Below are 12,901 nucleotides of genomic sequence, written 5' to 3'. Positions count from 1 at the left end.
AATTCAGTCTCGATATTCTCGCCAACGACCGTAAATTGGGCTCCGTAATCACTTGATGAGGGAGCCACCCAATGAACTACATCAGCAACGCAGCCAACGAACTGACGCCGACGAATGCCGTCATCGAAACCATCCTGAGCCGTAGTGCTGCCAAGTACTATGACACGGCCGCCTCACTGAGCGACGATCAGATTCGCGACCTAGTGCGGATCGGCACGTCCGCGCCGACATCCTTCCACCTGCAGAACTGGCGGTTTATCGCCGTCCGTACGCCTGAGGCCAAGGCTCGGTTGCGTCCGATCGCCTGGAACCAGCCCGCGATCACCGACGCCGCCGTTACCTTCATCATTGTCGGCCGCTTGGCCAATGCCAGCACCGTCCCCGCCCGCCTCGCGCCGGTGGTGGAAGCCGGCATCATGCCGGCGCACCTGGTGCCGGAATGGGAAGCGCCCGCTCGCGGTCTGTATGACGATCAGCCCCAGCGGCAACGCGACGAGGCGGTACGCTCCGCGACCTTCGGCGCCGCGGCGATCATCTATGCAGCTCGCTCCCTCGGCTTGGGTTCGACGCCGATGATCGGGTTCGACGCAGAAGCCGTGCACCGCGAGTTCGGCCTGGCCGAAGACGAAGTGCCGGTCATGCTGCTGACTGTCGGGCCGGAGCGGGCCGGCAACTGGCCGCAGAAGCCGCGCATGCCCGTGGCCGATGTCCTGGACTTCGCATAATTCCAATCAACTTAATCACTTATGGAGACTATAATGGCAAGAATTGCTGCTCTGACGCCGGACCTGGTGCCGGCTGAATCGAAACGGACCCTCGATACGTTCACGAAGAACATCGGGTTCACCCCAAACATGATGGCGGCCTTTGCGCAGAGTCCTATCGCGTTCAACGCGTGGGCCACCCTGCTCGGCTCCCTGAGCAAGGCACTCGACGTAAAGACACGCGACAGCATCGGCCTTGCCGTCTCCGAGGTGAACGGTTGCAACTATTGCCTGACGGTTCACAGCTACACCGCCGAACATATGGCCAGGCTACCGGCCGATGACATCATCCTCGCCCGGAAGGGCCGCGCCAGCGACCCGAAGCGGGATGCCGCTGTTCAGTTTGCGCGGAAAATCATCGAGACCCGCGGGCACGTCAGCGACGCCGATCTCCAAGCCGTCCGCGATGCTGGCTATACCGATGCGAACATCATCGAGATCGTCGCGCTTGTGGCCATGTATTCCCTGACGAACTTCTTCAACAACGTGTTCGATCACGAGAAGGACTTTCCCGCCGTGACACCAGCCGGCTCGATCTGAGCTTTCGCCTGCTGCAAGCTTTTGAAGCTGTTGGGATCAATCACATGAATATTCTCCATATCGATAGCAGTCCGCGTCGGGAATCGCACAGCCGTCAGCTTTCGGCGGCGATCGTCGAAAAGCTTCTTGAGGTTGCGCCCGGCGCGAGCATCACTCGGCGCGACTTGGGGGCTGAACCCCTGCCCCAAACCGAGGCCCTCTACGCCGCCGCGTTGGCGTCGCCGGCAACGTTGGCCGCCCCGCCGATGGGTTCTCTTGATCTTTCCGAAGAGCTTATTCGGGAAGTCGAAGCGGCCGATGTGATTGTCATCGGAACGCCGATGCACAATTTGACGATTCCTTCGGTCCTCAAGGCTTGGATCGACCAGATTCTGCGCGTCGGCCGCACAATGAAGTCAACGCCGGCCGGCAAGGTGGGAATACTCCGGGACCGTCCGGTCTTTATCGGGGTGGCTTCTGGTGGCTTCTTCACCGGTGAGCGAGCTAACCAGCCGGATTTTCTCACGCCCTATCTGTCGCTGGCACTCAGCTCCATTGGGCTGAGGACTCAACAATTTCTCCCGCTTCAAGGCACTGCCTTCCTGGATCGGAGTCAGGGGCCGTTAGCGAGGGACAAAGTGCTCGCCGCTCTCGACCTGTCCGCCGCGGAGCATTTTCGAGAGTTCCACGATCGTCCTGCGGTGCTCTCGAGCACTGGCAGACGTATCGCGATGTCCCCTCGCTCCGGCAAGCGTCACCCGGAGCATTATGAGGGCGCGCACAAGCTTTTGACGCTCGCGTCCCAACCCTCCGGCCCCCGCCGGACCATTGAATGAGGCTTCAGATGATTTTATCAAATAGTACCCCTTCCCAAGTCGGCGACAGAATTGCCGGCAGATCAGCACCGCCTGATGACAGCGCCGTTCGGGATTGGCTCGGACCAGAGGCATTCGGCCATTGGACCGAACTGCGGACCTGGATTGACGAATTCTATCCGGGAGTTTTCGCGCCGGACTGGCTCTACGGCGGCAAGAACCGTGGTTGGTCTTTGCGCTATAAGAAAACGAAGGCGTTCACCACCTTGGTGCCGGAATACCGGCGGTTTTCGGCTGTTGTGGTTATGGGTGGAGCAGAACGTGAGAAATTCGAGGAACGGCGTTATGTCTGGCGCCCGCAACTGGTCAGGCTTTATGATGAAGCCAAAACCTATATCGACGGAAAATGGCTGACACTTGCCATCTCATCGGCAGATGATCTGCATGATGTGACGGAACTTTTGACGATGAAGCGCCCACCGCTGCCGCGCGGTTGAGGCCGCGATAAACCGGGCTCGCCGCGCGACATCACACAGCAATTCGACAACAAGGTCTTCGCGGAAGGCGTCAAGCCAATAACGAGTTGCGCGAGAGATCGAAAAAACCTTCCACGCCTGTAATTTACCCCAACCAACAAATATCTGAGGAGACAATTCCCATGAAAGCGATCGTAGCGACCGACCAGGCTGCGGGAACAGCCGGAATGAAGCTGGTGGAGCGGCCCGAGCCGCAGGCCGCGATAAACGACGTCGTCGTACAGGTCCATGCGGCGGGGTTCGTCAACACCGAACTGGATTGGCCTTCGACCTGGACCGATCGGTCCTTTCGTGATCGGACGCCATCGATCCTCGGCCATGAGCTGGCCGGCGTGGTCACCGCGCTGGGCTATGGCACCACGGGGCTGTCGCTCGGTCAGCGCGTGTTCGGCCTGTCTGACTGGTATCGCGACGGCACACTCGCTGAGTACGTCGCCATAGAGGCCCGCAACCTCGCGCCATTGCCCGGCTACGTCGACTTCACGGTGGGCGCAAGCCTGCCGATATCTGGCCTGACCGCATGGCAGGGGCTGTTTCAGCACGGCCGCCTTCAAGCGGGGCAGAGCGTGCTCGCACACGGCGCGGCTGGCGCCGTCGGCTCGATCGTGACGCAGCTTGCGCGGGAGGCCGGCGCCTATGTCATCGGCACTGGACGCGCCGCCGACCGCCAGAAGGCTCTGGACTTCGGTGCAAATGAATTCGTCGACCTCGGGAACGACGCCCTGGAAGACGTCGGCAGCGTCGATCTGGTATTTGACGTTATCGGCGGCGATGTTCAGAAGCGGTCTGCAGCGTTGATCCGGCCCGGAGGAACGCTTGTAACAGCCGTCGGACCGACGGATATTCGCCCTGCGGATGGCCTGGCGGTTGACTTCGTCGTCGAGGCCGATCGTGCCCAGCTATCCGAGATCGTTCAGCGGGTCCGGGACGGAAGACTGCGGACCAACATCGGCAAGGTTTCAAGTCTGGACAATGCGGTCGCCACCTTCAATTCGGCGGAGCGGCGCGGGGGAAAAACGGTTATCCGCCTTCTCCCGTGAGGGCTCGGCGAGAATGAGGATAGTCGCGGGCGCTTGAACTCGCTGTATCTTCCTGGCGGACTGACTGATCGCTTCGATGTTGGCAATCCTTATTTTCTCGCTGTTGTATTGGATCGTGTCGCCGTCAACGATATACAGGCTTTCAGCGCCAAGAACTTTAGTGTCTGCGGCTCGTGTTTCTCTTGCAGCTTATCTAACCAAGGCGAGTGGGAAGGAGTGCCGTTCTCCAGAATAGGGACGTTATTTACGATCAGCCCTGGTCTCTTGCTCATCTTGCCCCTAGCCCGGTTGGAAGCATCGTAAGAAGCGATAAAAATTGAGTTCGGCAATTTCGTAAAAATTGATGATGTGAACGGGCACCCGCAGCAATCTCGTCCATGAATTCGTACAGAGGCCGCTTAGCGGTTCGTATTAATCTCCGCTATCCGATTAAAAAAACGATGGTGAGGTGCCTGTCGTTATATGGCCGTTCGCCGAAATATGGGCAGCGTCATACAAATATTGGCAGTTTTCCGTCTGGCAGCCTGGAGCGATCGAGTTTAGACAAACAAAGAGGCACAAAGCTCCCGGCGAGCAAACGGCATCGCGTTGCGATGTCGTTTGCTGATTACGGCTTAGATCAATGACAATGACGCCCGCCGCGCTTGTGATCCTCGTGGCAGCCATTGGCGTCAGTGCCCCCACTGTGCGCGGAAGCCACGACGGGACCAGCAATCATTGATGATAAAACTAACAAAAGAATTGAAAAATACTTCATTGTTCCCCCACATTTCTGTTTTCGCAGCCTATGAAAATCATCAATGCAAGAACAAAGCAATGGCTATATTATTAGGCCTGTAGACAATAGGACCAGCCCTAAAACATTTCTGTCCTCCCTGTTCGAATTGATCCGGATATGAGCTGCCAATTTCTCTGGTAGTTCATATCCTGTTTTTGGCGCTTAGCTCTTCAATCGGGAATTGCACAGGCTGTAATAGCCGCCGCCCTTTTGAATCCACTTCAGCCCTCCAAGAGAGTTGTTCTGTTTGTTGGCATAGTATTGTTCCAGGCACGTGTGCATGCGGGCCTTGCCTGGGCTTTCACTGGAAAACTTGGTCGCGATGGCGCTCGGGAAACCCACGCCGCGCGGAGCAGCTGCCGTCGGTGCTGCCGGCTCGCCCTTGTATGTGGCGGTATCGGCAGTTGGAGCAGTCTCGTCATCATTGGCTGTAGAGGCATCGGCACTGCATTGCGCTTTACGGAAATCATTCCACTTCAAGCCGCCGAGCGTGCCCGCCGTCTTGGCCGCTTGATATTTGACGCTGCATTCTTTCATCGACAGACCAGCGCCATTGCTGTCATCCGATGCGGCGGTCGCAGTCGTTGTCGGTTGAGCCGGTTGCTGATTGGCTGTAGCAGATGCACCGGTGCTGCACTGTGCTTTGCGGAAGTCGTTCCACTTTAGACCACCCAATGTTCCGGCGCTCTTGGCAGTCTGATATTTGGCGCTGCATTCCTTCATCGTCAGACCGCCATCATCACTGGCGCTGTTGGTCGCGGTTTTGCTGGTTTTGGTTGGGCTTGCCGGAGCTTCAGCAGTAGAATCCGCGCTACATTGGGCTTTGCGGAAATCATTCCACTTCAGTCCACCCAATGTACCGGCACTCTTTGCAGCCTGATATTTTGCGCTGCATTCCTTCATCGTCAAACCACCACCCACATCGGTGCCGCCTGCGGCTGTGGGTGTTGTTGTGGTATCGGATTTTGTCTTGCTCGCCGGCTTTTTCGTCTCCGTTGCCGGTGCGGCATCAGAAGCACACTCAGCTTTGCGGAAATCATTCCATTTCAAACCACCAAGCGTTCCTGCCTCCTTTGCCGCCTGATACTTGACGCTGCATTGCTTCGCAGTGAGCGCATAGGCAGGTGCAACGGCAAATGATGCCGCCGCAAGCATGCCGGCGAATACGAGATTTCGGATGGTGGACATTGTAAAACTCCCTCAAGTGGCCGGAAACTAAACTCGCAACGTCTTACTCGCTCCGAACGATGCATGAAATTTACCAAGGCATCGTCTGTTTGCTCTTGCGAAAACTATATATTCATATAACAAAATGTATCGGGGGACTATAAAGCGTGATCAAACAAATCTTGGGCTCACAGCGCCTGACAATCGACTTACTCGATGCTGCAATCGTGCGCCTTCGGATGCACTGTCCGGCTTTGGTTTTTTCCGGAGCCAACTGGCGTATCGCCACAGCTGGTGGGCTAAAAGTAATCGGGACAATCACACCGCAAACGCAGGATGCGCTCAAGATTGTCGCCCGCTAACAAAGACCGTACCGAAGCGTCCGCTTCCGGTGTCTCAACACATTACAGTTTTGGTTTTAAAGAGCGAGGGGACATGTCTCGTATTTGGGATGAGGTGTGGACCACATTGGCTCGATCGGTTCTCGCCGCGATCTGTTGTCTGGCGTTCCCCGGCTCAGGCCTGGCAGCACAAGAGGATCGAACCGGTCCGGACTGGCAGCCAATGCGGATCAAGCTTGTGCGGGGCGACCTTCCGGCTTGCGAGCCCCTTTGTCCGGAATGGATCTCGATGGAAGGAAAGATTGCCGAAACGACCCCTGCGTTGTTTTCGGCGATATTGAAGCAACTCGGCACGCGCCGTCTTCCGATCGTCGTCAATTCGCTTGGCGGCAGCGTCGAAGCTGGGATCAAATTGGGACGCATGATCCGGAAGAAAGGACTTGACGTTGTCGTGGGAACGACACGTCTGTCAGGTTGCCCGACTGCCAGGGAGGACTGTCTGCCGCCCAAAAACGCAGATGGTACGTATCGCGGATTTGCCTATGACTACCAAGCACAATGCAACTCATCTTGCGGATACATGATGGCAGGTGGTGTGCATCGATTTGCTGGCGGGTGGGCGCAGGTGGGCGTGCACCAAATTACGACGACCTTTTTTCGTCGCGAGCCTATTTACCGCAACGAGTACAAATCCATCCGAGGCAAAAAACGCGTGATTGATAGAAGGGTCGTCGGGCATAAGCAGGTGACAACCCGCACAACCACAAAATTGACCGCGTCGCTTCGTGGCAATCTGACCGCCTATTTAAATGAAATGGGAGTCAGTCCGGCGCTCTTGAAAAAAGCGCTTTCAGTACCCGCTGCCGATATGTACACGCTTTCCCGCGACGAAATGAAGGCGATGAAAATCATCACTGGCGAGAGCGCCGTTCGCGATTTTGTGTCCTACCGCGTTTGTGAGGCGCTGCCAGCGCCACCACACTGCATCGCTCTTGCGGACAGCAAGACTACCGTCGTTGCTGCTTCACCGCCAATGCAGCAAAAACCATCAGTCGAAATCAGCACATCGGAGGTTATCAGCAACTCTGCATGCGACGAACTAATCGCTGGCAACGAAAAGACGCGTAATACGGGCAGATATCAGGACATCATCCATGACGTTGCCCCGAACAGATACCCGGCAAAACTCATCTTAAGCGAAAATCGCTTTGACGGGTCTTTTGTCTATGAAAACAAGCGGAATGCGGGCTGGAAGAAATATCCCCGACCGATAATTGAAGGTCAGCAAAATGGTGAGCCGGTCTTCGAGAACTGTTCCAGGCTAGCAGACGAGGTTATTGGAACCATGAAAGCGATCGTGATTGCCGCCGACTGGCACCGGGGGCCCAATCGAGCCAAAAGCAAGGTCTGGATATCAGCGGACACAGGCAAGTTCCTCCGAACAGAGAGGACTTTCACCGCTGTTGCACTTGGATACGGTCCGCAGGTTGGAGCAACGGCCGTTGAGATATTCACTTACGACCGTACCATCGAGCCTCCGCCGCCGTTCGACCAGTAGTTGATCTGGAGCAGTCGATAAAACATTGCGCCACACCGTATTCAACAAATTGAACCAAAGGTTTCATCCATGAAGAAGCATCTACTCATCATCGTCGCTGCGTTAGTGGTGTTCAGCCATGGAGCCACGGCTGCGGAAAAGTTTCCCACATCATGGCGAAAGACGATGACAAACGATCCAGCGACAAATCCCTATCTCACCGAATATTCTCTTGATCTGCAAAATCCGCTGCAGACGGGCGCGAGGAATTTCGTCGTTGCCCGACTTGTCGGTTCTTACTGTCAGGGCGCCAAGATCAATAGGTCCAAGCTAATGGCCTATCTTGCCAGCACGGGTATGGGCAATGCGGCTTTGTCCGCACAGCGTTACGCATATGACGCTGCCCGGATGACCTTCAACCATTTTGACTATCGGGCCCTCGCCCACTTATGCGCCGGCGCAGAATACATGCTCGGGGCAAAGGGTAAATTGGCTCAAGATATCGGCAAGCCCGGAAAGGGAGAGCCACGGGACGCCTATGATCCGCTGAACCCGATGATCATGGTCGCCCGCCTGATTCCCCGACCGTGAAGTAACGAGCTCCGGAGACAGATCCTTGAGAGTTAAATTCAGTAATAACGGCCTCCAAACACTACAACACCTTAGCTGGATTGCACCACCCAACGGTCGATGATCTAGCTATGAGCTTTTGAATTTCGTCCTTGCGACGCGGTCAAGAATCGACAGTCAACTTTCGGATTGCGCGCAACAATTGTTTCTCGCCAAATGGTTTGCTCAACACCAGGGACGCTGGTATTTGGCGCGCGTTCTGCGGGTCCAAGTGGCCTGTTGCAAAGATGATGCCAATGTCAGGATCGATTGCGCGGGCAGATTTAGCCAGTTCCACCCCTGAAATATCTGGCAGTTCGATATCCGCAACAATGATGTCGAACTTGGCCATGGCCATCTCAGCTAGAGCTTCAGAAGCCTTCACAGTTTCGGTGACCGAAAATCCACGCGATTTCAGAAATTCGGAAACGTGCATCATGATGAGCGGCTCGTCTTCGCAGAGAAGAATGGAAAGAGCTCGTTCGGAAGGCGTTATCAAGTTAACTTGGTATCAGCTTATGCAGGATAGTTGATCTGCATGAGCCAGGTCCCAGTCACTTACAAGCGCCATCGTTTTCCAGCACAGATCATCGCGCATGCAGTGTGGTTGTATTACCGTTTCCCGTTAAGCCTTCGTCTTGTCGAGGAAATGATGCTCGAGCGCGGCATTGTCGTCTCATATGAAGCGATCCGCCAATGGGGGAGGAAGTTCGGGCCCACCTATGCACAAAGATTGAGCCGCAAGCAGCCGACAAATGCGGATGTCTGGCACCTCGATGAGGTTGTGATCTCAATTGGTGGAAAGAGACACTGGCTTTGGCGCGCCGTCGATCAGGATGGGTATGTTCTCGACGAAATCGTTCAATCGCGGCGCAACACCAAGGCTGCAAAGCGGTTACTGATGTGCGCCTGTTGAAGAAGCAAGGCATGACGCCGAAGCGCATGATTACCGACAAGCTGCGATCCTACGGAGCAGCAAGACGACAAATTATGCCAAGTGTTGAACATCGCTCGCATAAGGGGCTGAACAACCGGGCGGAGAATTCCCATCTACCGCTACGAAAACGCGAGCGAGCAATGCAGGGCTTTCGATCGCCGGGAAGTCTTCAGCACTTCGTCTCAATCTTCTCAGCACTCAGAAATCTCTTCGTCCCAAACCACCAAAATCGATCCGCCGTCGTCATCCGAAATCATCGCCGCCGTGCGTTCGCGCAGTGGTGCTCCGCGACGGCAATCGCAGTCTGAGAATACAGAAACAGCGTCCTGTCGCTCCAAAGCGACTTAACTTGATAAGGCCCCTGCTCGTGCTGTTCGAGGCGTTGAAAACAATGACACCGGAGGACGCCGAAATGTTGACTGGTAAGCTCGGAAGCGGTGCCGAAGCGACCTGGCTCCGTTTCTTTCAGGGCTACATCAACAACAAATTCCCTGACTATAACCCACCCGAGTTGCAGGATTGGCGAGAGCGGCAGGACAAGGCGCTCCAGACCCAAGGGCGGGAGATCGGCACACAGATTGAGCGACACATGAAGAATTTCATCATCACACAGTTGAAAGCACTTTTTGGCGAAAACTGGGATATCGAGATTGGCACGATTCAACGTGAATGCGAGGTGCGCGCCAAGGAAAAAATGGAAAAAGACTATAAAGACGGGCTCGGCCGTCGTGAGATACCGTGGACGGATCAGTTTTTCATCAAAGACTACAAAGCCATTATTGAGAAATACTGGTCAAAGAAGCCTGATGACAAAGCAGGTACTCAGTCCTTCGAGCAGCATTTTTCGATCGATGTCGGGCACGGCTTCAACAGCAAGGCCGACAAAATCAAATGGATTTCGCTTTTCAACACCCTACGGAACAATTGGGCGCATGAAGGGACAAAGGAAAAGGGCTTGAACAAGAGCGATGTCGAGCTTTTGGCGAAGATCCATAACCGGCTGGGTTTGAAATACTCTTAGAAACTTGTGCTTATACCTCTCGATCGCACAATTGTATCGATTTTAGATGAACTCCTGCACAATCAGCACAGTCGCCGGTGGCATCAAATCATCTCGGATGAGATATCCAATCCGCTTGACGCGAAATTGCGCTATTGCTCCACTGTAGAGTTGTTTTGAAGAGCTTGGGTGTATGGTGAAAGACGACACTTTATTAATATCGGAGACCGATCGAGCGCTCGATGATGTTTCCGCCGATGAATACGGCTTCAACGACATTGCCAGAAAGCTTGCACCCTCCCTGGTTGATGCAGCCAAAAGCGATGGGATGGTCATCGGCATCGAGGGCCCGTGGGGTTCGGGCAAGACAAGCCTGCTGAATTTCCTCAAGAAGCAGCTTGCATCGGAGCAGGCCAATCAGCTGCATGTTATTACGCTGGCACCGTGGCTCACCGGGGACAATATTAGCCTGATCGAGTCATTGACCGAAGCGATGGCGGACATCCTCGATAAAGAGGAAGAAAAGTCCAACCCATCTGGTTTCTGGTCCCGTGGTAAAAAGCAGTCGGCCGGATATACGGATCTCTTTCGCAAATACGGCGCCCGCACAGGACGAGCGCTCGCGCCACTCGCAAACCTTGCAGGCATGATCTATCCACCCGCTGCAATCGTCGGAGCCGGGCTGGGGGTGGGCGCCGACTACCTTGAAAAGCTGGGGCGGAACCCCACCGATGCGGAGGTGAAGAAGCTCATCTCCGATAAGCTCGCGTCACTCGACGTCCGGTTTCTCGTCCTCATCGACGACCTTGATCGCCTGGAACCTCAGCAAGCCGTTGAAGTCATTCGTATGGTACGGTCTGTCGCCGACTTTCCGAAAGTGGCGTATGTCATGTGTTATGATCGATCCGTTCTTGCGCATGCATTGGAGCGTGGTCTGCATGTAAAGGACGGCGATCTCTTCCTGCAAAAGGTGGTGCAGCTAACTTTTACCATACCGTTACCGGAGCCGTTCGATCTACGGCTCTCGCTTCGAAGCAAGGTGCTCGCTGTCTACCGGGAGGTCAACCGTAAAGATCCCGAAGTGGAAGAACGCGATCAGATCAGCCGCGCGATTGACCGAGAGGGTGCAGGCTTGAAAACACCGCGCGAGGTCAAACTTGTCCTTAACGCGATCAAGTTCGCCTATCGCAATATGGCTGATGATCTCTACTTTCCGGACCTCTGCCGGATCAGCTTGCTGAAGATCTTGAACCCGCCACTTTACCGCTGGCTCGAAAACTATCTCTCCGTCCGATCGGTGATTTTTACCGGTGATGCGGAGTTGAGCGAAGATGACGTGACGGAGATGGGAGCGTCCCTGAAGGAGCTCCTGCCGTCTGAGGCGATGGGGTCAACGCGATCAATTTGGTCAGCCGCCGAGTATATTCCGGGCCTTCAGAACGACGACGACCCCAAAGATCGCGTCTTCCAATCGGAGCACAGCAGCCAGATCTCGAAATATCTCAGCGACAAGAGACTCGGTAGCCCTGTACACTATCGATACTATTTCGCACTGACCGGCCCAAGGTCGGCGCTGCCGGACGAAAAACTGAACGAGCTGAAGGAATTGGCAGGCTCTGACGTCCAAGGGCTTTCTACCAAGCTTGAGGGTTATATTGTTGCCCCGCGCCCTTTGGGGCAAAGCTGGTTCGAACATATTCTCGACCGTTTCTCAGCTCCCGAATTAGGCGCGCTTTCTGTCGACCAACTTTGCGGTATCGCGACAGCCCTCGGTAATGTCATGGACATCGCGATGAAAGGCAAAAAGCAGGTAAGGTTTTTCTCTCGCTCCCTCTCGGACAAAGCCGAAATCCTGATGGGCAACATCCTGGATATTCTCCGTGAGAAAGATGCCCAGACAAGAAGCGGGCTTTTGAAGCAGATATTTACGCAGGGCCCGTCCTTAAATTGGTTTGTCGCCGAATTCTTCCGACGGGAATTGTTTGACCATGGTGTTGTCGGCGACCGTGCGAAACGGGTTGAAGATCGTCATCTGACGGCTGACGAACTCGACACATACAGGCAGGAGCTGAAGCAGCGGCTCAGTGCGGCGGCAGCTGACGGCTCGCTTGCGAGCTACCCTGAACTCGGCAGCATACTCTACGGCTGGCGCGACATGGCGGGGATCGAGGAGCCGCGCACATGGGTGGCGAGTTTTATAGCCGACGATGCCAACTTTTTGACGCTGCTCCTGGAGTTACGGGGACTGGCGGTTTCAGATCGTGTCTACCGGCCGCTGAGAAAGTCGACACTTGAACTCTTCATGGACTGGGAAGTCGTGCAACCGAGGCTGGAGGCTTTAAGACAGAATAATCCGTCATCACAGGTGAAATTGGAACTCGACGAGATCGACGAGGCTCTCCGTTTTGGCGAGGGCGATCACTTTAATTGACTGGTTCAAGACGCGAGGAGCCCGAACCGATGTTCAAGAATTTGCAAGAAGTCGATCGTCCTCGACTTCTTTGACATTTCCGGCCTCATAGAACGTGTAGACCCGGCGCCCGCAAATTCCGGCGGCAGAGTGCTGGTCACGACTGGCTCTCGCGCCATGAGCGCCTCGAACTTCGGATGGAGGTCTTCAGCGAAGCGACATCGCTGCGTACAGCAGATCTCCGTTTGACACGCAAACAAGCCGAACCAATCGCACACATGTTCAGAACAAAACCGGATGTGGTGCTCAGAATGGGCTTTACGACCGTTTCGCAAGCATCGCATCGCTTGATCGCGCGCAAGCCGATACAATCTTGCCCGAAATGCACGCACGATGCCAACGACACCATGACAGTCACCCGAACTCAACTACTTGGATGGCGGCTTCG

General features: G+C 55.3%; 13 protein-coding genes and 1 pseudogene. 11 read left to right on the top strand and 3 right to left on the bottom strand.

Going from position 1 to position 12,901, the window contains the following annotated elements; genetic code table 11:
* Window positions 1-71: 71 nt before the first annotated feature.
* From N8E88_RS04700 to N8E88_RS04680, 5 genes are all read left to right on the top strand, one after another.
* Complete coding sequence (locus tag N8E88_RS04700) at window positions 72-725, top strand: nitroreductase family protein (protein WP_262291365.1); 654 nt, start codon at window positions 72-74, stop codon at window positions 723-725.
* Window positions 726-758: 33 nt separating this feature from the next.
* Window positions 759-1,304 carry a carboxymuconolactone decarboxylase family protein gene (locus N8E88_RS04695; protein WP_262291364.1) on the top strand — a complete coding sequence of 182 codons (546 nt, stop codon included), beginning with the start codon at window positions 759-761 and terminating at the stop codon, window positions 1,302-1,304.
* 44 nt (window positions 1,305-1,348) lie between these two features.
* Window positions 1,349-2,119 carry an FMN-dependent NADH-azoreductase gene (locus N8E88_RS04690; RefSeq protein WP_262291363.1) on the top strand — a complete coding sequence of 257 codons (771 nt, stop codon included), beginning with the start codon at window positions 1,349-1,351 and terminating at the stop codon, window positions 2,117-2,119.
* Between the two features lie 8 nt (window positions 2,120-2,127).
* Entirely contained in the window at window positions 2,128-2,595 is a 468-nt protein-coding gene (locus N8E88_RS04685) for a DUF3788 domain-containing protein (RefSeq protein WP_262291362.1), read from the top strand.
* Window positions 2,596-2,756: 161 nt separating this feature from the next.
* Entirely contained in the window at window positions 2,757-3,674 is a 918-nt protein-coding gene (locus N8E88_RS04680) for an NADP-dependent oxidoreductase (protein WP_262291361.1), read from the top strand.
* A 619-nt stretch (window positions 3,675-4,293) separates the two neighbouring features.
* Here the strand turns inward: N8E88_RS04680 and N8E88_RS04675 are convergent.
* Together N8E88_RS04675 and N8E88_RS04670 are read right to left on the bottom strand one after the other, a co-directional pair.
* Entirely contained in the window at window positions 4,294-4,392 is a 99-nt protein-coding gene (locus tag N8E88_RS04675) for a YHYH domain-containing protein (protein WP_262291579.1), read from the bottom strand.
* A gap of 222 nt (window positions 4,393-4,614) precedes the next feature.
* Window positions 4,615-5,640, bottom strand: a complete 1,026-nt coding sequence (locus tag N8E88_RS04670) for a hypothetical protein (protein WP_262291360.1) — start codon at window positions 5,638-5,640, stop codon at window positions 4,615-4,617.
* A 146-nt stretch (window positions 5,641-5,786) separates the two neighbouring features.
* Between N8E88_RS04670 and N8E88_RS04665 the strand changes: the two genes are divergently transcribed.
* The 3 genes from N8E88_RS04665 to N8E88_RS04655 all read left to right on the top strand — a co-directional run bounded on the left by N8E88_RS04665 (window position 5,787) and on the right by N8E88_RS04655 (window position 8,088).
* Window positions 5,787-5,981, top strand: coding sequence for a hypothetical protein (locus N8E88_RS04665; RefSeq protein WP_262291359.1), 195 nt, complete (start codon window positions 5,787-5,789; stop codon window positions 5,979-5,981).
* A 400-nt stretch (window positions 5,982-6,381) separates the two neighbouring features.
* Entirely contained in the window at window positions 6,382-7,518 is a 1,137-nt protein-coding gene (locus tag N8E88_RS04660) for a hypothetical protein (protein WP_262291358.1), read from the top strand.
* A 69-nt stretch (window positions 7,519-7,587) separates the two neighbouring features.
* Window positions 7,588-8,088 carry a hypothetical protein gene (locus N8E88_RS04655; protein ID WP_262291357.1) on the top strand — a complete coding sequence of 167 codons (501 nt, stop codon included), beginning with the start codon at window positions 7,588-7,590 and terminating at the stop codon, window positions 8,086-8,088.
* A gap of 142 nt (window positions 8,089-8,230) precedes the next feature.
* Here N8E88_RS04655 and N8E88_RS04650 read toward each other — a convergent pair whose 3' ends face one another.
* Complete coding sequence (locus N8E88_RS04650) at window positions 8,231-8,605, bottom strand: response regulator (protein ID WP_262291356.1); 375 nt, start codon at window positions 8,603-8,605, stop codon at window positions 8,231-8,233.
* A 39-nt stretch (window positions 8,606-8,644) separates the two neighbouring features.
* Here N8E88_RS04650 and N8E88_RS04645 point away from each other — a divergent pair.
* From N8E88_RS04645 to N8E88_RS04635, 3 genes and pseudogenes are all read left to right on the top strand, one after another.
* Window positions 8,645-9,351, top strand: a pseudogene (locus tag N8E88_RS04645) (IS6 family transposase).
* A gap of 59 nt (window positions 9,352-9,410) precedes the next feature.
* Window positions 9,411-10,064, top strand: a complete 654-nt coding sequence (locus N8E88_RS04640; protein ID WP_262291355.1) for a hypothetical protein — start codon at window positions 9,411-9,413, stop codon at window positions 10,062-10,064.
* Between the two features lie 172 nt (window positions 10,065-10,236).
* A complete protein-coding gene (locus N8E88_RS04635; RefSeq protein WP_262291354.1) occupies window positions 10,237-12,474 on the top strand; it encodes a KAP family P-loop NTPase fold protein in 2,238 nt (745 codons plus the stop codon).
* Window positions 12,475-12,901 lie beyond the last annotated feature (427 nt).

Origin of the sequence: Phyllobacterium zundukense (assembly GCF_025452195.1) — a bacterium.
In the GTDB taxonomy this organism is placed as follows: Bacteria; Pseudomonadota; Alphaproteobacteria; order Rhizobiales; family Rhizobiaceae; genus Phyllobacterium; species Phyllobacterium zundukense_A.
This window is presented reverse-complemented; position numbering and strand designations above follow the sequence as displayed.